Here is a 22,927-nt window from a genome sequence, read left to right on the forward strand (position 1 = left end):
GATCATTTCTATGTGGCAATACCGTCTTGTCAAAGGAAAGTTTGCTCCGTATTTATTAAATATTATTTTGTTCTGGCAGGCCTGTGGCACTACTTAAAAACCACAAACAGATCCGCCTCCGTTCAATAGATCTCACGCTGATAAATAAAGCGCGACCTATAAAGTCCAAATGTAGCGCGTGCACCGGGGTTAAGCCCAAACCAGGGGATGTTTGCGCTAGTAGCCTGAGACTCTGCGGGACCGACGCAGGTGTTGCCGACAGCGGCGCCGGTCAGGTTGATGGCGAGGTCAACGCTACCGGCATTGCTTACCCCCGGCTTTGTCAGCACCAGACCGGCACCGGGCAACTTACCTGCGACCATGGTGATATTTCCGACTGGAGCAAGCTGCGTCTTGCACGCATTAAGTCGCTTAAGATAGTTACTCATTTTGATGCTGGAAATCGGGATAACTGTACAACTATCATTGGTGTTTGTAACGTAGTAGCTACCGGTCCAGTACTGCGCTTCGAGCGGCACCGGCAATGCTAGCAACTCCGAGCCGTACGCGTTCTGCATCTTCAAACGCCCATAGCGCAAACTTGTTGCGGGGCCAACAACGACAGGGGGTCCGATGGTAACCTCCCCGTCGCCCGGCGCAGCAAATATCGTGACCAAAGTTTCGGCGGCGGGGGCATTGGGGCGGCTGATCTGGAGCGTTGCGACAATGCTGGCTACGCCATTGTTCCAGCTTCCGGCAATCCCGGTGGCACCGCTTGCCAGCATTGATCCTGCCGGTAACACACTGGTGGTAAACGCATAGTTAGCATAGATGGCAGGATTTAATTTGGCATACGCGCCAGTGTAATTTTGGGTGATGGTATTGGCCATAGTCAGCGCCGTGAGAGAGAAATTTGCAGTAAAGCCATCTTGCCCGAAGTAACTGAAGGGCGCGCTAGTCGCCGAGCATGCCGCTGTCACTGGCACCGCACCGACGGCGAAATGATCCGGCACGAACCGGCCAAAGGACAGAGCAGTTTGGTTGCCGATGCTGCAGCCGTATTTGCCGCCAATGAGCGTATCGGAAAGATTGCTATCGCCCGCGGTGCTGGTGATGCAATCGCCATTAGCACTGTCCACGGAGGTAAAGCTATCATCCCGATAGGCGCCAGGTGCCAAATAGAGATAACCGGTCTCGCTGTAGGTCGCATTGACCATCGCCGCGTTAGCACTTAAAGAAAATGGCGTTAGTACGCCCACGACGCCACCGCTTTGCTGGGTTGTACTCTGCGCGGGTGTTTGCGCGGTCAATTTTCCGGTATCGAGGCGCAGTAGTCCCGCATAGCTGGTGCTGGCATTGGTGCTGGCGAGCAAGGCAAAGCCCTGACTGCCGTTAATTGCAGGTAATGCGCTGGAGGATGGTGCGCCTGCTATCGCTGACGTCGACAACGTGGCCGCAGAAGGCCGGACCGAGAATTGGTCTGAAGAACAAGCTGGCGCGACGGCGGTGAAGCTGGCGCATGAACTATCAGTGCATTCCGTGACGCGACAACGCAATATCGGTGCCGCGTTCAGGACGGTAAAACTTCCGCTCTGTGTTCTCCCAGCTGAGCCTGCACCAAAGGTGACAGTTTGCGATGCGACAGGAATTTGGCTAGCCAATGCCGTGCAACTGGCGGGCGGCGTTGTATCGTTGAACAGTTGTACCAGAACCGACTTGGTATTGCCTTTGCTTGCGCTGTAATTGGTGGCGAGCGTGCCATCCGACTTCAGTGCCGCGATGTCAAAGCTAAAGCTAGCATTAACCAGTTTGGTAAATAATGGCTTGCGGGCCGAAGCGTCCCACGGTGTATTAGTGCTTGTCTCAAGGCAATCGAATGTACTGAGGTCGGAGACGGCGGCTGGGGGATTAGGTTTGGGGCATATTTGTGGAGGAGGTTGCGGCATGTTGCCGCTAAAGCAAGATGCGTCGTTGGTTGCCGCGCAGCATAAACTTTTGATAATGACATTAGCCCCAAATGTAATGGCGTCGCCTCCCTTGGTCTGGATCAAACTATCGACCTCTGTACTAGCCCCTAAAGTGATGGCGCCGGAGGTAGTCGTGATGCTGCCACCGACTTTTATTGTTGAGCCCAGTGTGACGGCACCCGAGCCACTTATTGCAACAGAGCCAGCTATACTGCTGCCAGCCCCTACATCAATGGAGCCGGTGTTAGTATTCAGGTTGCCGCCAGCCTGAACGTTTGCCCCCAATGTTATGGTGCCGGTCTGACTGCTAGTAATATCAGAGCTAACAGAACTGCCGGCACCAATGGTAATTGCACCAGTGACAGTATTAACGGCGCCGGAAACGATACTGTTAGCACCGATACTGACGGCACCAACGTCGGAACCGGAAACATTGCCGCTGATAATACTGCTGGCACCAATGTTGATAGCGGCAGAGGAAGTTAAGGTGGCGGTTGATATAGTACTGGCACCGATGCCGATCGCTCCACTTACTACAAAAATTAAGTCCGAAGCAGAGCCGCCCTGATTAATTTTGCTGCTGGCCCCTACTGAGAGTGCGCCATTTACTGTGATGGTGGTCGGGGCGGTGATAGTGATGGTATCGCCACCCGCCAGAGTAAGAGCTCCGCATGTATAGCTGCCATTGCCGCCACTACATCCGGCGGGTAAAGCGCCGGGAAACGTATAGTCTATCGCCTGCGCCGGTAGCGCGGTCAATAACAATACGGGTAGTGCGATGAACAAAAACCAGCGGGTGTGCTGTGTAAAACACCATTTGGCAAGCAATGTAACAAGCAACGCTAAGTGCCCTATCAGGCTGCGTGGACCTTGGGACGCTTCTAACATTTCAGGTTCACTTGAGGTGGTATTGCGTTTAACTGAAAAAGGGAAGATATGCCTGCGCATGTGCCGAGACCGGAGGTCAATGCGCACATTAAAATTGCATAAGGCATTTTTATTGAGACTGTCATAACCATCAACGCTGAATTTGGTGTAGTTTTTGATTCACAAAAGTCAGTAATTCTGCCGAGAGTGTTGATGATGATTTGGCGCGGGTAAAAGCATCCTCGGCCTCCGGCAGACGGTTTTCTGCTTGTAGCGAAATCCCATAACCCATCCACCAGAGACCATTTTCCGGTACCTTTCGCAAGGCGATCGCGTAATGCTCAATGGCTTCTTTATTACGTTTATCGCGCTGTAGCAAGGCCGCAAAAAAAGCCTGGTATTCCGCGTTTTCCAAGGCGTAAGGAAGCGAATGTGCTAGCGTTTCGGTCGCTATGCGCGTGCTACCGCGCTCGACCTGAAGACGCGCCAAAATCATTGCCATCCCGGTTAACGATGGATCATTGGATAAGCCTTCCTGCAGCATGCGCACGGCCTCGTCCTGACGCTTGCCCTGCAGTAGCAAGCCCACCAGCGTCTGGCGTGCTGCGGCATGTTTTGGGTCAAGTTGCAAAACCTGCTGAAGTAGTTCGATGGCCTGCGGTAATTGCCCGGCATCGATCAGAGAGATGGCTTTGCGATAACGATTGTCTATCGCCTGTTGCGGCGTGATTTCTTTGGCCGGGCGGAGTGCCATACTGCTGTCTTGTGCTGATATGTTCACCGATTTTTTGGTAACAATTTTTGCATCGCTAACGTGTGGCGTCTTCCTTTCTTTCGTGGCTGCAAGGGCCTGGTCAACTGTCGGATTAATAACTCCGTTATGGCTGGTTTCGCTGGCATCGCTGGCGAAATTAAGGTCTTTCGCCTTGACTTCATTTTTCACAAGCGCATTCGCTGCTGGCGCTGACATAGGCATCAAAGGTTGGGACGGTGCTATCGTTGTCGAAGAATTTTGCGGTGCCGCTGTTACTTCCAGACTTTTTTGTTGGATCGTATTGGTTGAGGGTAGGGCCGTCGCAGTCATGGGAGCGACCGGCAATCCGGCAGCGGGAAGAACCACGTTCTTCGGTGGCGTCGCGTCTTCGGGGATAGCGTTCAAGCTCTGAGGCTGAGCAGGTGGCGCTGGTTGCGCCAGTACGGCTGGTTTCAACATCGGTTTGATAAGCGGTTGAGCATGGCCTAAATACCACCAGACCAGCAACACACAACAGGCCAATACCAACAATACCGTTGCCCAAATGAGCCGCGCGTTCCCCGGTGGTTTTGGTATTACCTTGATGTAACCAGGTCTGGCGGGGAGGTCAGGCGCTGACTCTCCACGCTTGTCCAGATCCCGCAGCATTTGATTGATAAGGCTCATTTAAAATAATCCAAAGCAAAACCGATGACGGCGATAAAAAATGGTGAGCTAAACAGTAATCTCCACCGCCATGGATGAGATTTTGCTAAAAAGGTATCCTTGATTGCAAGATGAACGTTTGCCGCAGAAGCCTGCTGGGAACCCTCTCCATACGTAGCCATCAACGACTTATGTGCCAGAATATTTACCAGCCGCGGAATCCCCTTACTGGCTCTGTATAGTCGCGATAGGGCGCGAGGGGTAAACAAGGTACTACCAGCGAATCCGGCAACCCTCAGGCGATGGTCGATGTAAAACGCCATATCGTCCCGGGTCAGCGGCGCGATTTCATACTGAAACGTAATACGCTGGGTCAGTTGCCTGATCGCGTTATTTTGTAGTTTCTGGTTTAATTCTGGCTGGCCGAATAAAACGATTTGCAATAGTTTTCTTTTTTCTGTTTCCAGATTAGTCAACAACCGCAGTGCTTCCAGACTTTCCAGCGGCAACGCCTGCGCTTCATCCAGACACAGCACTACTTTTTTCCCAAGCCTGGCCAGCTTCATCAGGCGCAGATTGATGGCTTGCATTAAACGATGCTGATTCACATCCTCTGCCAATGAAATTTCCAGCTCATCCGCCAGTGCGAGCATCAGCGTGCGTGGCTCAAGCGAGGGATTCGGTATGTAAGCCATGACGAAACTATCATCAAGGGAAGACATGAATTTACGGCATAACATCGTTTTTCCTGTACCGACTTCGCCAGTGATTTTGATGAAGCCTTCCCCACTTTTGGCCGCAATCAATAAGGTATTTAATGCAGCCTGATAATTCGAACATGCGAAAAAAAAGCTGGTATCAGGGGTGATACCAAACGGCAATGCACGCAAACCAAAATGTTCGATGTACATTGCTATTGTTGTGCTGGAATCGGTTGTGCTGGTTGCAGGGTAGTTGAATCGCGCGGCACCATCCCTTGCAGTCTGCGCTGACTATCGAGCATGTCTTGATCCCAGCTATCCTCGCCCTGTACGATCGTTGGTTTCAACAAGATGACCAGTTCACTTTTTTGCGCTACCCGGCTATTACTGCGGAATAAATTACCTAATACAGGAACGTCTGCGGCTCCCGGTACTTGCGAACGGTCAGCCGACGAAGACTGCCGCATGAGTCCGCCAATGGCAATGATGCGTCCGTCTTGCCCGCGAACGACACTATCGGTTTCGGAAATCGCGCTGGAGGCCAACGGTAGGCTTAATGTACCACCGCTTGCGCCTAAATTAATTACTTTGTTGACGGTAGTTACCTGGCTCACGGAGGGATGAATATGGAGCGTGATATTACCGACGGCGTCAATTTGCGGAGTCACGTCTAGTGATACCCCGGAAAAGAACGGGTGGACGTCAACCGTTGTGACCGGTAGCGACGTTGTATTGCCAGAACTAACACCTTGCGACGTCGTTAATTTGGTTACAAAAAATTCATCTGTGCCCACCTTTAATACCGCTTTTTGATTATTCATCGTGGCGATACGAGGGCTGGACAGCACATGCACGGTACCTTGTGAGTCTAAAAATGAAATCAACGCTGCAAAATTACTATTCTGAAAAGCCAAACCAAACAGCGACCCGGCAGCCGCGCTGGCTGCGCCCAGTGTGCTTCCGCTAACTGCGGTGACCGCGTTGTTGCCCCCGCTTGTCAGGGTCGCTCCTGCGCTAGGTGACAGAGTGGTTCCGGGTGCGACATAACCGAGGGAAGTGCGGCTACCTTTTGCTGCAAAGGCAGCCCAATTTACGCCTGACTGAAAATTGTCATTTAACGAGACTTCGATAATTTTTGCTTCTAAAATAACTTGGCGATCCACTGATAATTGGGTCGCCTTCAAAAAAGTAGAGACATTCCGTAACTCATCCGACATAGCGCGAATCACTACCACACCGGACTGCGGGCTGATGACAACGCTGCGGCCATCTTTGTCGCCAATGATGGCGTTCAAAGACGTTTTGAGTTCTGCCCAAAAATCGTTATTCGAAGTCGTACTGATCTTGCTGGTGTCGACCGAATGGCTGGATGTTCCCGATTGTGATCCTGATGTGTTGCCGCCACCCGAACTACCACCGGATACCCCATCGATTACCGAGCCAGAAATAACGCGAATGTCGGAGGTACCCTTGCGGCTGCCACTCAGATAATTGACCTGGAAAATACTGGTTTGCAGGCTCAGAGGCTTGACGTAAATACGGTTGCCTTGCACCTTGTACTCGTAGCCATACAGCTCGCGGATGGCATCCAGCGCTTCAAATAGTGTGACGTTTTTAAGGTTGGCTGAAATAGTGCCAGTCACATCAGGGTGGACCAGCATGTTGTATTGTGTGCCTGCGACCAGTGCCATAAAAAATTGGCTCGCCGGTACATTATTGAAGGACAAATTAAATCGTTCTTCGAGCGGCTGACGGGTCTTAGGCATTTCAATCTGAAGTGGCGGCAAAAGTGAAGCGAAAACCGCCTCCTGCTGCGCTCGCTTGGCATTATTCTCTACCGCACTGTCCATTTCGGTATTGATAAGATTGTACGTTTCACGTTTCGGCGCAGGTAAAGTGCATCCCGCTAATCCTATTATCAAGACAACTAAAAGGGTCTTCTTCATACTCTTTTCTAAAGCCTGTTGATGTAGATTGTTGCGATTTGCGCAAAATTATTGACGCAAAATCGGTCGAGCGGCAATGTGCTCTGTTTTCTTCGGTATGCTTTGCTTAAGGTACTGTCTTAATTTGTACATTTTGCGGTGGTAATTTTTCGGTATTTTTATTGATAGACTGTTTTTTTATATCAGGGAAAAGTTTGAGTAACAGCTGCGCTTTTCCGTTTTGTAAAATGGCTTCCGTCTCACTAATGCGAACCAGATGAAATTCACCGAATTTTTGGTTTAACTTTACCGTCTGGCCGCTAATAATCGCGATTTTGCTATTGTTTGAAATAAGTACCGATTGCAAAACGGGACCGGCCGTTACCACAGGATCGCCCGGCGCTGCATTGATTACGTCTGGAGGCCGCGTGGGATCGGACATTATTTGCGCGTCTGCAAACGATGTCCACGCTGTGCAAAAAACGCCTGCCGCAGCCATAGTCAAGGCGGTATTTTTGATGAATGTTGTCATAGATTCAACCATTTTTCATCGAGGCTTAAAGTGAATAAAGTGAGATTGAATGTGGCCTCGGGATAAGTATTTGTTTGCATGGTCGCTTTGCCCCAAAAAATTTGCCAGGGCAGGGCTTCCAGCGTTGACATGTATCGCACCATATCGGGATAGGTCCCTTGTACGACTATTTCTACGCTGTGCTTATAAACGCCGCCGCTGGTCTGTGTAGCGGACGCTGGCGCTACCGCTTTGGTAACCTCCGCGACGCGGGTTTTATCCGCGGGATCTTTGACTTCATTCGACCCAGCAGGGGTCAAGCTGGTGACAGGCAAAGTATTGAGAGAGATTAAACGTAACGCTCCATTACGTTTCAAAATATCTTGCAAAAGTGAGGTCATGTTCTCAGGTTTCACCAGAACATTGTTTAATCCTAGCAATTCAGAACGGAGCTGTAGCGATTGCTCCTGCAATTTTTTTAATAACGCATTATCCGAAATATTTGGATCAAAAGCCCGGGCTCTTACTTTCTCCTGAATGGTAGTCTGCATGAGCGCAATTTTTGCCTGATTTGTCTGAATGTGCAGGGACATTTTCTTTTGTCTATCAAATTGCGGCCCAAATAAAAATGCATTAAGCAACAATATAATAATGAAAAGCACACCGATAAAGATCATGGCGCGTTCGCGCAGACTCTTGCCATCAATTTTTAGGATCACCTGTTGTAGATATTGTTTCATTGCCGCTTTACTCCGCCTGTTTCCGCAGGTTTCTTTATAGCGCTTCCATCGGGGGGAGCGGAAGCGCCAGGCGTGGTCATACTCGGCGAGACGGTAGGAGGGGCGGCGACCGGCGTGATGGCTTTTTCTTTCGATAGGCCCGATGACCGAAGATCAAACGCAAAATAGGGTGCGACTGACGGTGCATTCGCCAAACCCGTGGTATCGCCCGCTATCTTTGAGGGGATATGCATTTCGAGTGTGGAAAAAGTTTTTCCTTGCATGATGGGTTCGTTTTTAAGCTTGTCGATATATGTCGGGACCAATTCCGGACGTAACGCCAGACCGCGCAAATCCATTTCCGCACCTGCGCCAACAATACTAAAACCGCTCAGCCACACCCCATCCACGATTTGACGCGAAAATGCCAGCAGGTAGGCCGAGTATCCCAGCGTATTACCAAAATCACCGCGGTTAAGCGTCTCCGACGCCTGTTGCAAGAACTTGATCTCAAGATTTGCTTTAGTGATGCGATCCGCCAATAGTTGATCTTTTTGATTGGGTACGTATTGCGCACTAACCTTGGTCAGCTCAGCCTGCACCACGTTTACTTGTGCTGTTGAGGTTACTTCGTCGTTGCGAATACTAGAGAATTCGTAATCTGAAAACGTTGAAATACAGAGTGCGCCGAGAAGTATCAAACCTAGAGCCTGCACCATCGCTACCGCAGAAAAATATTTTTTCTGCTTTAAAAATAGCGGATTAAAAAGATTAATCTGTTGGCTCATAACTTTTTCTCATCAATGCGCAATGCCGCACCGAGTGTTATGAAATAACGCTGTTGATTTTCAGTATCGTTAAGGGTCGGCACTTTGGAAAAATCCAGAATGGTATCCAGATTTAATATCTCCACCGGGATGTACAAGTTGGTCGAGAGATAATTTTCAAGCGCAGCGCCTTCAGCTCCCATGGGTGAAAGTACCAGCTTTGATAGTGAAAGAGAGTGATATTGCCGCTCAAAATGATCCAGTGACCGCTGCAAATCCAGCGTGATCCGTTCATGAATCAGCTCAAGCTGGCTTTTGTCAGCGCGCTGTAAGTGCGTGATTGTCGTATCCATTCGTCGTGAAAGGTAAAGCTCGCCGCCGAACGTAATGGTAACTAACCCCCCCTCAGTATTAAAAGATAGCAATGCGACAGCATGGCCTTCCGGCTCAATAAGGGCGGCGATGTTGCGTTGTGCCATCTCTGGAATATCAATAACGCGCAACGCAATATTGGCACCCTCGAACAGTTGCTGGCGTTGTTCAATTAACTTATTGCGAACGACCACCGCAAACAATGCATTGTTATGCAACGGTCCACTTTTATCGAGCGGGATAGCCAGTACGTCTATGGTAGCGTCATCGACATGATAATCCAGCATGTCTTTCAGACGCCATCGGACTGCTTTTTTAAGTTCTTCGGGCGGTACATTTAGCGGGTCTATCGAGAGTAATTGATATTCTCCGATATTCAGCAAATGGAGGCATTGATAACGATGGAGGCTTAAGTCTTGCGCTGCTTTATGTAAAGTACTTTGAAGTGCCGTTTTATCACAGCGATATAAGGAAATTAATTCCACCCGGGGTTTGCTTGTCCCGTTTTTCTTCATATGCACTACATGAATACCATCTTCGTGACAACCGATCGCCATCCTTCCGAGTCTTATTTTTTTAAAATTGAATAAATTCACAGATTACCTTTGATTGTATGCATCAAAAAAACACATACATTTAACCCTTCAGTGTTAATTAGAGACTGTATCGCATTTACTCGCTACTTTTTAAAATGCAATATTTTCACAGCCTTAATTGTTCACATATGTTAAATATTTTGTTTCAGTGTGGTTCCTTAAGGCGCATTTATGGTAGAAGTCGCAGCTTGTTTGATTTTGTTTTATTTTTAATGGCGAGGGCTGTTAGTGCGATCGCAATATAAAGATGATCAATTTCAGCAAGAACGTTTAATTTCTCTTTATTGCCTCGACTGTCTCATACAACGGACAATCGCCCAGGCTTTTTAAGGTATTGTGCCGCGTTTGCGTGACAATGCTTATGCCGATGTGCGATACCATGGGCCGTGGCTCTGAATCTTCTGAGGGGATGGGAATACCGTGCACGAAAGGCGGCAAGTCGCGCAAGGAACGTAGATGTCCCGGCCTTTAACCGGTTTAATGCTGGTTTGCGTTACGCTACGGAATTGGTGTCACATAAGGCGTTGGTTCGGTCAAGTGTTGATAATCTGCTCGATAATGTCGTTTTGGACTATTTCATGGCCCGCTTCACAGATGCGCATATACCATGGCAAGCATGAATTACAGCAGCATGCATTACACCAGCACGAGCGCGCCGCACCAGCGGTTGGTGTGGCGGCTTAGATAAAATATATTGCCAATCATGTCTGAATTTTCCTCTAAAGTCCGGGTCCAGCCACGTTATGTGGCCCATCTGGATATGGATGCCTTTTACGCTTCGGTTGAATTATTACGCTATCCCGAATTGCGCGGCCAGGCGGTAGCAATTGGCGGGGGATCGGATCATCAGCCGGTTGTATTGGCCGATGGTAGCCGCAGTTATGCCACTTTGCGTCATTACATTGGTCGCGGCGTCATTACGACGTCAACCTATGAGGCCCGGGCATTAGGTATCTTTTCTGCAATGGGGATTATGAAGGCAGCCAAACTGGCACCGGACGCCGTGTTGCTGCCGACCGACTTTGACGCCTATCGACACTACTCAAGATTGTTTAAGGCAGCGGTTGCCAGCATCACGCCGCATATTGAAGATCGCGGTATTGATGAAATTTATATTGATCTCAGCGATCAGAGTGAGCCTATCCATATCGTCGCAGCGCGCATTAAAAAAGCGGTGACCGATGCCACTGGGCTTTCTTGTTCTATCGGCGTGGCGTCGAATAAACTGCTTGCAAAGATATGTTCCGATCTGGAAAAGCCGAACGGCTTAACAATACTGACCGAGGCCGATCTGGAAATACGCATTTGGCCGTTGTCCGTGCGTAAGATAAATGGAATCGGTCCGAAGGCAGCCGAGAAATTAGAACAGTTAAACATCCGCACAATTGCGGAGTTAGCCAAGGCCGATCCGGGTGCATTGCAGGATACATTCGGAAGCAGTTACGGCGCGTGGCTGCACAACGTGGCCCACGGAATTGATGATCGGCCGGTTGTGACGCATTCCGAGCCAAAATCGATTAGTCGTGAAACAACTTTTGAGCGTGACCTGCACGCGACGACAGATCGCACGACGCTCTATGAAATTTTTAAAAAATTGTGTGAACGTCTGGCTAGCGATTTGCAACGCAAAGGTTATATCGGACGCACGGTCGGTATCAAGCTGCGGTTTACCGACTTTAGCGCGGTGACCCGCGATGTGACGCTGCCAATGTCAACGGACGATGCAAACGCCATCCGTCGCGCGGCGGGGGAATGCCTCCGGCGTGTCACATTTCATCAAAAACTGCGACTACTGGGCGTGCGCGTCAGCACGTTAGAGAAAAAAGATACGCGAACAACATCGCAACCATCGTTGCAAGGTGATTTGTTCGCAACAGATGCGGATTCGGTTTAGCTGAATCGCGCAATGCTCCAGCACGCCTCTTGCCAGCATTGGCTACAATGCAAAAAACATGGGTTCGACTATCCCGTTACGGTTCAGCGCTGTAAAAAAATTCTGTGAATTTTTGAAATACCACGCCGATTGTATTCGCTATTTTAACCTCCCAACCGCCCAACCTCTTCGCCCGAGTCTGCGGAAAGCTGTTGCCAGGTCATCAAACCGACACATATCTGTCATTTTCTTGAAGTAATCCGTCGTTAATCTGGCCTTGTCAAAATTTGAGAAGGACGATGCATGCGATTACTGACCGTTCCCCGCGACGCCAACCCGGTTGCTCCCAAATTAACCGTTAGCATCGCCACCACGCAGGAAGAAGTCCGCGAAGTGCAACGTTTGCGCTACAAGGTTTTTATTGAGGCATTTAATTTGTCTGCATTGGTCAATCCAGATGGTCTCGATATTGATGCGTTTGACGCTTACTGTGATCATTTGATTGTTCGCGATAACAAGACTTTACGCGTGGTGGGGACCTACCGGGTGATGAGTCCACACGCTTCGCGAAGGATGGGATCGTACTATTCTGAAAAGGAGTTCGATCTTGGCCGCCTGGATCATTTGCGCGGCCGTCTTGCGGAAGCGGGGCGCGCCTGCATTCATCCCGACTATCGCAGCGGCAGCGTCATCATGCTTTTGTGGGCTGGATTAGCAGCATACATGCGGCGTGAGCGCTGCGACTATTTAATGGGATGTGTCAGCGTGAGCCTTGCCGACGGCGGTCACAATGCGGCGGCTCTGTACCACGCGCTAGATCAGGAAAGTCTCTCACCTGCCGAATATCGTGTCAGGCCACATACGCCGTTCCCGGTGCACGAGCGAGAGGCCGGACACGTGCCGGTTATGCCACCCCTTTTAAAGGGATATCTGCGGAGTGGTGCGTGGGTGTGCGGCGATCCGGCCTGGGATCCCGACTTTCATTCTGCGGACTTTTTTCTGCTTTTACCTCTAGCCAGACTTGACAGTCGTTATGCGCGTCATTATCGAACAGAATCGAGTCCTCCATGAAGCCAGATGAGCGTTTTTTGAACAGCGGCTTTGCTGGCGCGGGAACATCTGTCAAACGCGAACCGATCCGCTTCCGCACTATCTGGATTTCTGACGTACATCTCGGCACGACCGGCTGTCAGGCAGCGCGCCTGCTTGAGTTTTTACGCGCAACTGAGTCGGACACGCTGTATCTGGTGGGCGATATTATCGACGGCTGGCAATTGAAGCGGCGCTGGTATTGGGATCAGACCCATAACAACGTCGTACAGACGGTATTGAAAAAAGCCCGTAAGGGGACTGAAGTTATATTTGTTCCGGGTAATCACGACGAGGCGATTCGACAATTCATCGATCTTGATTTTGGCGGTATCAAGATACGCGATGAATTGATTCACACGACAGCAGAGGGCAAGCGCTTTCTGGTGCTGCATGGAGATCGCTTCGATGGCGTCATCTCTTGCGCAAAATGGTTGGCTTATGTCGGTGACAGTTTATATACGGTGATTCTGAAATTTAATCAGTGGTTCAATGGGTGGCGTGCGCGTGCTGGCTTGCCGTATTGGTCTTTGTCGCAATATTTAAAGCTTAAAGTAAAAAATGCGGTAAATTATATTTCCTCATTTGAGAATGCTTTAGCAGCAGAAGCGGCAAAGAAAGGGCTCGATGGCGTCATTTGCGGACATATCCATAAGCCCGAGATGCGCAACATCAACGGGATTATTTATTGCAACGATGGCGATTGGGTCGAGAGCCTGACCGCTTTGGTGGAGGACGCTAGCGGTGCCCTGCGCATAGTCACCTGGCAAGAAATCGTGGGGCAGAAGAACACGATAGTGACTACTAAAATAGGAGAACTATGCGCATCGCCCTTATAACGGATGCCTCTTTGTCCCAGATTAACGGGGTCGTCAATACGTTGCGGGAAACCTGTCGCTGTTTGCGCAACGCCGGTCACGAGGTATTGTTGGTCACTCCGGACGGTACCGCTACATTTGCTTGTCCCACTTATCCGGAAATTCGACTCGCCTACAAACCTTATGCGCGTGTCGCAACCGCGTTGCGCGATTTTGAGGCGGATTGCATACACATATCGACCGAAGGCCCGATGGGGCTGGCCGCCCGGCGCTTTTGTTTGCGTCACGGTATCGGGTTTACCACTGCGTACCACACACGTTTTCCTGAGTATCTGAGTGCCCGCTCAATGCTACCGTTGGCACTTACCTACCGCTGGCTGCGCTGGTTTCATGGTCCATCGAAAGCCGTGATGGTGCCTACGCCTCACGTATTAGAAGCGCTTAAGAAGCGTGGATTTCGTCATTTGGTGCTATGGGGGCGTGGGGTTGACACCGAGAGGTTCCATCCGACTGAACAGGATCGTTCCTGCATCAAAGGACCTTTGTTTTTGTACGTAGGAAGGGTGGCCGTTGAGAAAAACATTGCGGCATTTTTAAATGCCAAGCTGCCGGGTAGCAAATGGATAGTGGGCGATGGCCCGTTGCGCGAAGAACTACAGCAAGGTTATCCGGATGCGCATTTTTTGGGTAGCAAATCCCATGAGGAACTAAGCGCTTATTACAATTGTGCGGACGTTCTGGTGTTCCCTAGTCATACCGACACGTTCGGTTTAGTCATGCTGGAGGCGATGGCCTGTGGGGTACCGGTAGCAGCATATCCGGTATGCGGTCCGATTGATGTGGTGGCGGACGGTTACTCAGGAAGTCTGGAACTTGATCTTGCGCGCGCTTGCATGAATGCGCTGCGATTGGATCGCGACAAGATCCGCGCGCATGCGCTGACCTATTCATGGGAACGCGCGACCCAGCAGTTTTTGCAAAGCCTGTATCGCATTGAACCGATAAAAGCAAATCGCTGGGTCCGTTCATCTATCGCATGAAATTTTGGAAGCATAGCGCGAACCCTCGCACGGTTCGCGCTATGCAGACTTCTCGCCAAAGATCAGTTGGGATCAACTCCACAGCGTCCCTTTCCGGCAAAAAGAGGCGGGTTTATCCGTTAAGCATTTTCATGCTGCTTTCCACATAACGCGTACCGCTTGCCACGCCGAACGGAAAGATCGCGTCAAGCTCCGCCAACTCGCCCTGGCTTAAAACAATACTGACCGCCTTCACATTTTCTTCCAGATAAGAGCGCCGTTTAGTACCCGGGATCGGCACGATATCGTTGCCTTGCGCCAACACCCAGGCCAAAGCCAGTTGTCCCGGTGTACAGCCGTTGCGTGTCGCGAGTTCTTGTACTTTATCTACCAGCAATAGATTTTTGGCAAAATTTTCGCCTTGGAAGCGCGGACTGTTGCGGCGATAATCATCTTCGGCAAATTGCTCTGGACCGGTAATCGCGCCAGTCAAAAATCCTCGTCCCAACGGACTGTAGGGCACAAATCCAATACCGAGTTTGCGGCAGGTCGCCAGCACGCCCTGTTCCGGATCTCGGGTCCACAGAGAATACTCACTTTGGAGCGCCGTAATGGGATGGGTTTTATGGGCGCGTTCCAGCGTTTCTGAAGACGCTTCGGATAAACCGATATAGCGTATTTTTCCGGCCTTTACCAGATCGGCCAAGGTGCCTATGGTATCTTCGATCGGTGTATTTGGATCGATGCGATGTTGATAGTAAAGATCAATCGTCTCTACCTGAAGGCGCTTAAGACTGCCCTCGACAGCATGGCGGATATATTCTGGACTGCCGTTAATTCCGCGCGCGTTGACGTCTGTGCTATCGCGTACGAAGCCGAATTTGGTCGCGATAAAAACTTGATCGCGTTTGCCCTTGATTGCCTTGGCGATAAGTTCTTCGTTCGTGTACGGACCGTACATATCGGCGGTATCGAGGTAATTAATGCCTAGCTCAAGCGCCCGATGGATGGTTGCGATTGATTCCACGTCATCACGATTTGCATAAAAGTCACTCATTCCCATGCAACCTAGACCGATGGCCGACACAGTAGGGCCGTTAGTACCTAATTGGCGCCTGGTCATCGGGTTGTCGTTTGTCGCATTGTTAGTCATGGTATTAGTTGTGCTCATGTTGATGCTCCTTAACTAAAGTGTTAATCACGGGTTGCGCACTGTAAGTAGTTTCAATAGCGGCATACATAGCGATTTTTTTGTACATAACCGTCAAATTGCTTTGCAAGTCCGCCAGCGTCGCTTCCAGTGACAATGTGTGCTGCTCAAGTAACGCCTTGCGTTCAGACACGCTTTCCTGTTGGTTCCCCATCCTGCGCAACTCTGCGTAGCGCAACATTTTTCGTATCGGCAAACCGGTGGATCTGAGTTTAAGCAGGAAGCCGATCCAGACAATATCTTCGTCGCGGTAAAGCCGGTGCTTATTATCCTGGCGGGGTATCGGATCGATCAAACCGACGCGCTCGTAATAGCGCAGCGTATGCGCGGTTAATCCGGTTGCCGCTGCAGCTTGTTGAATCGTCAGGGAAGATGTCATGGTATCGAGTGTAAATGTTAGAGTGCGCTCTAAGTCAAGCGCGTTCCGTCATTTTTCCCGCCTTGAATGCTAAGTTAATAGTGGGATGCCGGGTCTGGGATGGTAGAGAAGCAGCCGGAGCGGCGCAGAAAAGCTAAGAAAGCGCCAAGTAGCTTAAATCGTTAACCGGAGCGCGGGAGCGAATAACTATTTAGCTTCGGAACCGCGGGTAACTGTCCCATACTTTTTGCTACTTTTCCGAAAAATGGCAGGTAAATTTAATGGCAATATCCCGCGTCCTGTCACAACGCTTGGCTCAATAACACATTAAGGAGCGACCTGCAAAACCGGCCGTATCAAAATTTCTTCGACTAACACGTTGCCGGGCTGCGCAAACGCATAGACCAGCGCTTGCGCGATGTTTTCGGAGGTTAATGCATTAAGTTGCTCGCGCCTCTCATTCAACGCGGTGCTCACATTGTCACCAAACTCTGTCCATACTGCACCCGGTTCAATGACCGTTACGCGAATATGCTCTGGTCCAAGTTCCTTGCGCAGCGCATCGTGAAAGCCGACTACAGCGTATTTGGTGGCGCTATAGACCGACCAGTTGGCAACACCATAACGACCGCCAACGCTCGACACTGAGCAGATCATTGCACCTTCGCGACCGCGCAAATGCGGGATCGCTGCCTGCGTACAATTTAACACCCCGTATAAGTTTGCATCGATCATTTTTTTCCAATCGTCTGGCTGGCTGGTTTCAAATGGCGCATGAATACCCAAGCCTGCGTTATTGAAAAGTAAATCAAGCCCGCCAAATTTTTCGCCTATAAAGTCAAACAGTGCCCGTACCTGCACGGTATCGGCGACGTCAGCTTCGACGATAGATGCTGCATCACCTAATTCTGCAGCTAGCGCCTCCAGACGTTGGCGACGACGTGCGACGAGGACAACGTGCATTCCCTCTTGAACCAAAAGGCGCGCAGCAGCCTCTCCAATACCGCTCGACGCGCCGGTCACAACCGCGACTTTACCTGTAAGGTCTTGCATTTTCATAAAATTCCTAATGATTGATATGAGGCAACCAATTTTACGTCAATTAGTGTTTCGCTTTTTTATTGGGCTCAAAACGTATTGCGGGTGCAGTTCGTCTACCGTAGTAAACTGAATTATTTCCACCACGGGATGAAGTGGACTGAACGTTAAACAGTCGGGTCAAAAATAAACCGGTCCTATTGAAGATTCTCTACCTGTATGGGCCATAAAGCCAGCGAATAGGGCGGGGCGAATTCACTCTTTCACTAATTTATTCAATGCAATTATTTTACCAACGACTACGCCTGTTATTACCAGCGCTAAAATTTTAACAGCCGTCCGATCATAAAAAAGCCTCGCATCGCGAGGCTTTTGATGGTTTAACGCTGAAAATCTACCAGATTCTCCACCAAGGCTTATCTGCTTTAATCGGTCCACCGCGATAATAGATGCTATCCGGATAATTTTTTTGCAGAATTCGTGCGGCGTCATCACGTAATTCTTTCATACCCAGCGCGTCGTATGCGCGTACCATTATGTAGAGTGCTTCTTGTACGGCGGGGGCGTCACGGTACTCAGTGACTGCATTCTGGGCACGATTTGCTGCCGCCACATAGGCGCCACGACGTAAGTAATAATTGGCAACGTGCACATCATATTGCGCCATCGCGTTAACCAGATATTTCATGCGCACCAGCGAATCCGGCGCATAGCTACTATCCGGGAAGCGTGTTACAACCTGTTTAAATGCATCAAAAGCGTCACGTGCTGCTTTTGGATCACGCTCGGTAGCGTCTTCTTTGGACAGAAAATCGAAAATACTGACTTTGTCATTAAAATTAACCAGACCGCGCAAGTAGTACATGTAGTCTACATTTGGATGATTTGGATGCAATTTTACAAAGCGGTCAATCGCCGCGAGTGCTTCCGGCTGGTCGCCTTGCCGATAGTGCGCGTAAGCAATATCAATCTGGGCCTGTTGCGCGTAAGTGCCGAACGGAAAGCGTGATTCGAGCTTTTCAAAATATGAAATTGCTTTATCGTAACCACCACTATTCATTTCATCCTTCGCCTCCGAGTATAATTTGGGGGCAGACCAGTTTGCGGTCTCATCGACCTTGTCGGGCAGGAGGCCACATGCCGATAATGAGAGGGCGAATGCGACAGCAGCTAGTGTGGAGAGTTTTTTTTGCATGGTGGTTCGCAAGAATGCGTGTAAACAATTGATGGATTATAGCCGATGGGACTTGCAGTGACGTCATTTACAAAGCCAAATTTGGCTGAAAACCCTACGGAAGCAGAATTTGAAGCCGATATCGATGATAACGAAGAAATTGATGCAGCGGTAAATACAGCTGCACCTATCGTATTGGTGTTGACCCCGCAAGTATGCGGAACCCGACTGGATAAAGTAATTTCCAGTCAGATTCCCCAGTATTCGCGTAGCCGCATTCAGCAATGGATGGAGGCGGGGCATGTTAGTGTTGATGGCAAAGTTGCCACGACCAAAATGATAGCGTTTGGCGACGAGACGGTGATTGTTCTGCCGCAACCAGCGCCAGATGAGCACGCTTATACGCCGGAAGAAATGACGCTTTCGGTCATTTACGAAGACGACGATATTATTGTGATCGACAAGCCGGCGGGACTGGTCGTGCATCCGGCGGCAGGAAACTGGTCTGGAACACTTTTAAACGGCTTGCTGTTTCGCTGGCCAGAACTGGGTGGCGTGCCGCGCGCCGGTATCGTTCATCGACTCGATAAAGATACCAGTGGCTTGATGGTGGTTGCCAAGACGTTAGAGTCCCAAACCGATTTGGTCCGCCAATTGGCTGCACGGACGGTTAAGCGCCAATATCTGGCTTTGGTGTGGGGCACGCCGCAGCTGAATGGCACTATCGATGCCGCAATGGCGCGTCACCCGCGCGATCGCATCAAGATGGCAGTATCGGAAAGTCTGAGCGCCAAAACTGCTGTCACGCATTATGAGCGATTGCAAAGCGGTCTTTTGGATGGGCGTCCGGTCAGTCTGATGCGCTGCCAGTTGGAGACTGGGCGCACGCACCAAATTCGTGTACACATGTTGTCGATTGGTTTTGCTTTGGTCGGCGATACGTTATATGGCAAACAGCACTTGATGCCAGCGTTCCCGCGCCAGGCTTTGCAGGCTACGCGGCTTGGATTGAACCATCCCTCAACTGGAGATGAGTGTGAGTGGTTTACGCCGCTCCCAGCCGATTTTGCTGATTTGATTGAGCGCTCGGGTATTTCTGCCCCGGAATAGAGTGTAACGATTTGTAGGCGTATAGCCTGCAGCGTGTCGCGTGGGTACATGATCGCTGTACCCACGTGCTTCGCTAGTGCTTTACATTTAGCTTCCTGTTCTAGCGTCCCATTCAAACGTCACATTTAAACTTCAACTTCAAACTTCAAATCCACACTTTATTCAAGCAATTAAATTACGCATCATCTGACGCTAAGACGCGTTAGCGTAAAACATTTATGACGTATCTTATGAAACTGATTATCCCCGCATGGACCGATGCCCCTGTGAATGTCGGCGCTATGATTACTACTCGCCACGGCGGCGTCAGTCTTCCCCCTTACGATAACGGTGAGGGCGGCGGCGGACTAAATCTGGGTGACCATGTGGGAGATAATCCCGCGGATGTTGCCCATAATCGGGGGTTATTGTCACCCTATATACCAGCCGAACCGTTATGGATGACGCAGGTTCACGGAGTGCGGGTGGTCGATGCTGCAAAAGCCTTGAATGTGGTGGATGCCGACGCCGCCATCGCGACGCGTGCAGGTGTGGTTTGCGCGATCATGACTGCCGACTGTTTGCCTGTTTTGTTTTGTGACGTCGCAGGTCGCGTAGTGGGCGCAGCGCATGCCGGTTGGCGGGGACTGGTGGGCGGTGTACTCGAGCAAACCGTAGCGTGCATGCGGGATGCTGGCGCGGGCGAGATATTGGCCTGGCTGGGTCCGGCAATCGGGCCGCAACATTTTGAGGTCGGTGAAGACGTACGGGCGGCCTTTATAAGCAGCGCACGGGAGCGGCTAGCATCGGCGACGGTGTTGGCACAGATTGACGCTGCTTTCGTACCGATCGTGGGGCTCTCAGGTAACGCCGTTAAATATCTCGCGGATATCTACCATCTCGCCCGAACTGTTTTGAGTGAAGTAAGCGTACATCGCGTTTCCGGCGGAGGGGCTTGTACCGTCAGCGACCGGCAGTTCTATTCATTTCGACGTGACAAGGTGACTGGACGTATGGCCTCGCTAATATGGTTGAAGTAGCATGCACCGGTTTACGATCGTCTCACTTTGCTATTTTCAGGTGAGGCAGACGCGGGCATGATTAATGTCGGTGTGTAACTTTTAGCCCTGACTCAGCGCTTTCCAGCGTTACTGTGTTTGGAAGTCCGTTTGGGTAAATATTTTGTATGGCGCCTATTTCTTCCCTATAGTTTCTGTATCAGGCTGTTGTTTCGGTTGCAGCGCTGGTTCGACGAGTGCGGGTTCAGTGAGTAACGTGGAATCGATTTTTTGATCTGTTTTTTGTTCTGAATCTTGATTTGATGCTTGACTCGATTCCCGATTTGATTCGACTAACTCGTCGTTAAATTGCATCGTGGCATCCTTCGCCGTAAGCATCCCCTTAACTTGTTCCGCTCTATGTCGATTTCGCTTGCGTTGAGGCGTGCCCATCAGGTATAAAACTATTGTCAAAGGAATTACTCCATAGAACAGAAAGGTCATTACACCTGCGACCGCTGTTCGTTCGGTAATGGACATCATGAGCACGACGTAAATCCAGGCAATGGCGACTATATACATATAATAAGAAAATCTAACCCCTGACAATCCAGCACAATACGCGAAATCACCGGTACCCGCATGAATACTCAAAAATTCCCTGCCTTCGACCCTGCATTGTTATCGCAAGCACCTAAGCTAATGCTGGAACACTTCACGAAAAATTTGTCCCCTGACGTGACAAAAAGTATGGCGCAAATTGCAGATCCTAACAAATGGTTATCGTGGTTTAGCTCTGTCCCCGGCCAGCCGGCGACGCCCCCCATTTCTGATGCGCAATTGAATGAAATGGGCATCAAACTGGTGCCCGAAGCGCTTCAGAAACTGCAGCAGGAATACACCGGACAACTCACCACGTTATGGGAGGATGCAATCGCTGCGCGCACCCCGGTGTTGGCCGACAGACGTTTTAATGACGCGGCCTGGGCCAGTAATCCAATGTATGCATTTAACGCAGCGGTGTATTTGCTGAACGCACATTATCTGACCGCTCTGGCCGACGCTGTTGATGCGCCTGTCAAAACCAAACGAAAAATCGGGTTTGCCATTCAGCAAATGATCGACGCGATGTCGCCCAGCAATTTCCTGGTAACTAATCCTGTTGCACAGCAATTGCTGGTTGATTCTAAGGGCGAGAGTTTGACGCGTGGAATGGCGCATTTGCTCGCGGATATGCAAAAAGGCAAAATATCCCAGACCGACGAAACAGCTTTTGAAATAGGCAAAGATGTCGCCACTACCGAAGGTTCGATAGTATTTGAAAACCCTTTATTTCAGCTAATTCAATATAAGCCATTGACCAAAACGGTGCATGAGCGTCCGTTGCTGATCATGCCGCCGTGCATCAATAAATTTTATATTATGGATTTGCAACCGCAAAATTCGCTCGTGCGATATGCGGTTGAGCAGGGTCATACCGTGTTCTTAATTTCATGGTGTAACGCGGACGAATCGAATGCTAAAACCACGTGGGATCAATATGTAGAAGAGGGCGGCATCCAGGCTATCCATGTAGTGCAGGAAATCTCCGGTCAGGACCAGGTCAATGCGTTGGGTTTTTGCGTCGGCGGCACAATTTTGTCATCGGCGCTGGCAGCTATGTATGCACGCGGAGAAAAACCGCTAGCGAGCCTGACCCTTTTAACAGCGTTACTGGATTTTACCGATACGGGCATTCTTGATGTCTATATCGATGATGCGCAGATCAGTAAGCGTGAGCAAGAAATTGGCTCCGGCGGCCTGATGCCGGGCCGTGACTTTGCCTCCGCATTTTCCAGCTTGCGTCCGAATGATCTGGTGTGGAATTACGTCGAGTCGAATTATTTAAAAGGTGAAGAGCCAACCGCCTTTGATCTGTTGTACTGGAACGCCGACAGCACCAATTTGCCCGGCCCAATGTTCTGCTATTACTTGCGGAATATGTATCTGGAAAATTCGCTGAAGGAGCCGGGTAAATTGACAGTCGCGGGGGAACGCCTTGACTTGGGGAAAATCGCCGCGCCCACTTTTATTTTTGCTTCGCGGGAAGATCATATTGTGCCATGGACGTCTGCTTACGCCTCAACGACTTTACTCAATCCCAAGCAAGCTAGTCGCAATCGGTTCGTGCTCGGTGCCTCCGGTCATATCGCTGGTGTGATTAATCCTCCGGCCAAGAATAAACGCAGCTACTGGACTAATCCGAACGTCGGCGTTGCTGCAGAGAAATGGCTCGATGGTGCGACGGAACATCCGGGCAGCTGGTGGACGGAGTGGTCTGGATTTTTAACCGAGCACGGCGGGAAAAAAGTAGCGGCACCGCGCAAGCCCGGCAACACGCAATATAAACTAATTGAACCGGCCCCCGGGCGCTATGTCAAAGTAAGGGCAGAATAAGCAAATATGGTCAATCTATTTT

The 22,927-nt window shown here is 50.2% G+C and carries 20 protein-coding genes; 7 read left to right on the forward strand and 13 right to left on the reverse strand.

Going from position 1 to position 22,927, the window contains the following annotated elements:
• Positions 1-122: 122 nt before the first annotated feature.
• The 8 genes from HAV38_RS03260 to HAV38_RS03295 all read right to left on the reverse strand — a co-directional run bounded on the left by HAV38_RS03260 (position 123) and on the right by HAV38_RS03295 (position 9,692).
• Positions 123-2,834, reverse strand: a complete 2,712-nt coding sequence (locus tag HAV38_RS03260) for a DUF6701 domain-containing protein (RefSeq protein WP_168052368.1) — start codon at positions 2,832-2,834, stop codon at positions 123-125.
• Between the two features lie 130 nt (positions 2,835-2,964).
• Complete coding sequence (locus HAV38_RS03265; RefSeq protein ID WP_168052370.1) at positions 2,965-4,233, reverse strand: tetratricopeptide repeat protein; 1,269 nt, start codon at positions 4,231-4,233, stop codon at positions 2,965-2,967.
• Entirely contained in the window at positions 4,230-5,123 is an 894-nt protein-coding gene (locus HAV38_RS03270) for an ExeA family protein (protein ID WP_168052372.1), read from the reverse strand. Before HAV38_RS03270 ends, HAV38_RS03265 begins: the two co-directional genes overlap by 4 nt.
• Before the next feature lie 2 nt (positions 5,124-5,125).
• The gene (locus HAV38_RS03275) at positions 5,126-6,859 is read right to left on the reverse strand and encodes a secretin N-terminal domain-containing protein (RefSeq protein ID WP_168052374.1); all 1,734 of its coding nucleotides are present in this window, start codon (positions 6,857-6,859) and stop codon (positions 5,126-5,128) included.
• 106 nt (positions 6,860-6,965) lie between these two features.
• A complete protein-coding gene (locus HAV38_RS03280) occupies positions 6,966-7,370 on the reverse strand; it encodes a hypothetical protein (RefSeq protein WP_184013363.1) in 405 nt (134 codons plus the stop codon).
• Entirely contained in the window at positions 7,367-8,026 is a 660-nt protein-coding gene (locus tag HAV38_RS03285; protein WP_168052376.1) for an MSHA biogenesis protein MshJ, read from the reverse strand. The genes HAV38_RS03280 and HAV38_RS03285 overlap by 4 nt, the downstream gene beginning before the upstream one ends.
• 59 nt (positions 8,027-8,085) lie before the next feature.
• On the reverse strand, positions 8,086-8,856 hold the full coding sequence (locus HAV38_RS03290) for a PilN domain-containing protein (protein WP_168052378.1): 771 nt from the start codon (positions 8,854-8,856) through the stop codon (positions 8,086-8,088).
• Complete coding sequence (locus tag HAV38_RS03295) at positions 8,853-9,692, reverse strand: agglutinin biogenesis protein MshI (RefSeq protein ID WP_245182169.1); 840 nt, start codon at positions 9,690-9,692, stop codon at positions 8,853-8,855. Before HAV38_RS03295 ends, HAV38_RS03290 begins: the two co-directional genes overlap by 4 nt.
• Before the next feature lie 814 nt (positions 9,693-10,506).
• Here HAV38_RS03295 and dinB point away from each other — a divergent pair.
• The 4 genes from dinB to HAV38_RS03315 all read left to right on the forward strand — a co-directional run bounded on the left by dinB (position 10,507) and on the right by HAV38_RS03315 (position 14,623).
• Positions 10,507-11,697: a DNA polymerase IV gene (dinB, locus tag HAV38_RS03300; RefSeq protein WP_168052380.1), complete on the forward strand. Its 1,191-nt coding sequence runs from the start codon at positions 10,507-10,509 to the stop codon at positions 11,695-11,697.
• Positions 11,698-11,979: 282 nt separating this feature from the next.
• Positions 11,980-12,747, forward strand: a complete 768-nt coding sequence (locus HAV38_RS03305) for a GNAT family N-acetyltransferase (protein WP_168052382.1) — start codon at positions 11,980-11,982, stop codon at positions 12,745-12,747.
• Positions 12,744-13,604 carry a UDP-2,3-diacylglucosamine diphosphatase gene (locus HAV38_RS03310; RefSeq protein WP_168052384.1) on the forward strand — a complete coding sequence of 287 codons (861 nt, stop codon included), beginning with the start codon at positions 12,744-12,746 and terminating at the stop codon, positions 13,602-13,604. The genes HAV38_RS03305 and HAV38_RS03310 overlap by 4 nt, the downstream gene beginning before the upstream one ends.
• Positions 13,586-14,623, forward strand: coding sequence for a glycosyltransferase family 4 protein (locus HAV38_RS03315; protein WP_168052386.1), 1,038 nt, complete (start codon positions 13,586-13,588; stop codon positions 14,621-14,623). The genes HAV38_RS03310 and HAV38_RS03315 overlap by 19 nt, the downstream gene beginning before the upstream one ends.
• A 112-nt stretch (positions 14,624-14,735) precedes the next feature.
• On the opposite strand, the gene HAV38_RS03320 is transcribed toward HAV38_RS03315, so the two are convergent.
• The 4 genes from HAV38_RS03320 to HAV38_RS03335 all read right to left on the reverse strand — a co-directional run bounded on the left by HAV38_RS03320 (position 14,736) and on the right by HAV38_RS03335 (position 18,403).
• Positions 14,736-15,773 (reverse strand): aldo/keto reductase, encoded by a 1,038-nt coding sequence (locus HAV38_RS03320; RefSeq protein WP_245182170.1) that lies wholly within the window; start codon positions 15,771-15,773, stop codon positions 14,736-14,738.
• Positions 15,760-16,191: a MerR family transcriptional regulator gene (locus tag HAV38_RS03325; RefSeq protein ID WP_168052388.1), complete on the reverse strand. Its 432-nt coding sequence runs from the start codon at positions 16,189-16,191 to the stop codon at positions 15,760-15,762. Before HAV38_RS03325 ends, HAV38_RS03320 begins: the two co-directional genes overlap by 14 nt.
• A 306-nt stretch (positions 16,192-16,497) precedes the next feature.
• Entirely contained in the window at positions 16,498-17,229 is a 732-nt protein-coding gene (locus tag HAV38_RS03330) for an SDR family oxidoreductase (protein ID WP_168052390.1), read from the reverse strand.
• A 373-nt stretch (positions 17,230-17,602) separates the two neighbouring features.
• Positions 17,603-18,403, reverse strand: a complete 801-nt coding sequence (locus HAV38_RS03335; protein WP_168052391.1) for an outer membrane protein assembly factor BamD — start codon at positions 18,401-18,403, stop codon at positions 17,603-17,605.
• A 45-nt stretch (positions 18,404-18,448) separates the two neighbouring features.
• On the opposite strand from HAV38_RS03335, the gene HAV38_RS03340 reads away from it, so the two are divergent.
• Both HAV38_RS03340 and pgeF read left to right on the forward strand, forming a co-directional pair.
• Positions 18,449-19,492: an RluA family pseudouridine synthase gene (locus tag HAV38_RS03340; RefSeq protein WP_168052393.1), complete on the forward strand. Its 1,044-nt coding sequence runs from the start codon at positions 18,449-18,451 to the stop codon at positions 19,490-19,492.
• A 230-nt stretch (positions 19,493-19,722) separates the two neighbouring features.
• A complete protein-coding gene (gene pgeF, locus HAV38_RS03345; RefSeq protein ID WP_168052395.1) occupies positions 19,723-20,511 on the forward strand; it encodes a peptidoglycan editing factor PgeF in 789 nt (262 codons plus the stop codon).
• Positions 20,512-20,664: 153 nt separating this feature from the next.
• Here pgeF and HAV38_RS03350 read toward each other — a convergent pair whose 3' ends face one another.
• Positions 20,665-21,123, reverse strand: coding sequence for a hypothetical protein (locus tag HAV38_RS03350; protein ID WP_209216666.1), 459 nt, complete (start codon positions 21,121-21,123; stop codon positions 20,665-20,667).
• A 48-nt stretch (positions 21,124-21,171) separates the two neighbouring features.
• On the opposite strand from HAV38_RS03350, the gene phaC reads away from it, so the two are divergent.
• Positions 21,172-22,905 (forward strand): class I poly(R)-hydroxyalkanoic acid synthase, encoded by a 1,734-nt coding sequence (gene phaC / locus HAV38_RS03355; protein WP_245182226.1) that lies wholly within the window; start codon positions 21,172-21,174, stop codon positions 22,903-22,905.
• Positions 22,906-22,927: the final 22 nt, after the last annotated feature.

Origin of the sequence: Glaciimonas immobilis (assembly GCF_011947285.1) — a bacterium.
Classification (GTDB): Bacteria; Pseudomonadota; Gammaproteobacteria; order Burkholderiales; family Burkholderiaceae_D; genus Glaciimonas; species Glaciimonas immobilis.

Excerpts from the sequence above, each read along its gene's own strand:
- HAV38_RS03290 (WP_168052378.1), bottom strand. The coding sequence starts at position 8,856 with ATGAGCCAACAGATTAATCTTTTTAATCCGCTATTTTTAAAGCAGAAA.
- HAV38_RS03320 (WP_245182170.1), bottom strand. The coding sequence starts at position 15,773 with ATGAGCACAACTAATACCATGACTAACAATGCGACAAACGACAACCCG.
- HAV38_RS03335 (WP_168052391.1), bottom strand. The coding sequence starts at position 18,403 with ATGCAAAAAAAACTCTCCACACTAGCTGCTGTCGCATTCGCCCTCTCA.
- HAV38_RS03305 (WP_168052382.1), top strand. The coding sequence starts at position 11,980 with ATGCGATTACTGACCGTTCCCCGCGACGCCAACCCGGTTGCTCCCAAA.
- dinB (WP_168052380.1), top strand. The coding sequence starts at position 10,507 with ATGTCTGAATTTTCCTCTAAAGTCCGGGTCCAGCCACGTTATGTGGCC.
- HAV38_RS03260 (WP_168052368.1), bottom strand. The coding sequence starts at position 2,834 with ATGTTAGAAGCGTCCCAAGGTCCACGCAGCCTGATAGGGCACTTAGCG.
- HAV38_RS03315 (WP_168052386.1), top strand. The coding sequence starts at position 13,586 with ATGCGCATCGCCCTTATAACGGATGCCTCTTTGTCCCAGATTAACGGG.
- HAV38_RS03310 (WP_168052384.1), top strand. The coding sequence starts at position 12,744 with ATGAAGCCAGATGAGCGTTTTTTGAACAGCGGCTTTGCTGGCGCGGGA.
- HAV38_RS03265 (WP_168052370.1), bottom strand. The coding sequence starts at position 4,233 with ATGAGCCTTATCAATCAAATGCTGCGGGATCTGGACAAGCGTGGAGAG.
- HAV38_RS03330 (WP_168052390.1), bottom strand. The coding sequence starts at position 17,229 with ATGAAAATGCAAGACCTTACAGGTAAAGTCGCGGTTGTGACCGGCGCG.
- HAV38_RS03325 (WP_168052388.1), bottom strand. The coding sequence starts at position 16,191 with ATGACATCTTCCCTGACGATTCAACAAGCTGCAGCGGCAACCGGATTA.
- pgeF (WP_168052395.1), top strand. The coding sequence starts at position 19,723 with ATGAAACTGATTATCCCCGCATGGACCGATGCCCCTGTGAATGTCGGC.
- HAV38_RS03280 (WP_184013363.1), bottom strand. The coding sequence starts at position 7,370 with ATGACAACATTCATCAAAAATACCGCCTTGACTATGGCTGCGGCAGGC.
- HAV38_RS03340 (WP_168052393.1), top strand. The coding sequence starts at position 18,449 with ATGGGACTTGCAGTGACGTCATTTACAAAGCCAAATTTGGCTGAAAAC.
- HAV38_RS03275 (WP_168052374.1), bottom strand. The coding sequence starts at position 6,859 with ATGAAGAAGACCCTTTTAGTTGTCTTGATAATAGGATTAGCGGGATGC.
- phaC (WP_245182226.1), top strand. The coding sequence starts at position 21,172 with ATGCTGGAACACTTCACGAAAAATTTGTCCCCTGACGTGACAAAAAGT.
- HAV38_RS03270 (WP_168052372.1), bottom strand. The coding sequence starts at position 5,123 with ATGTACATCGAACATTTTGGTTTGCGTGCATTGCCGTTTGGTATCACC.
- HAV38_RS03285 (WP_168052376.1), bottom strand. The coding sequence starts at position 8,026 with ATGATCTTTATCGGTGTGCTTTTCATTATTATATTGTTGCTTAATGCA.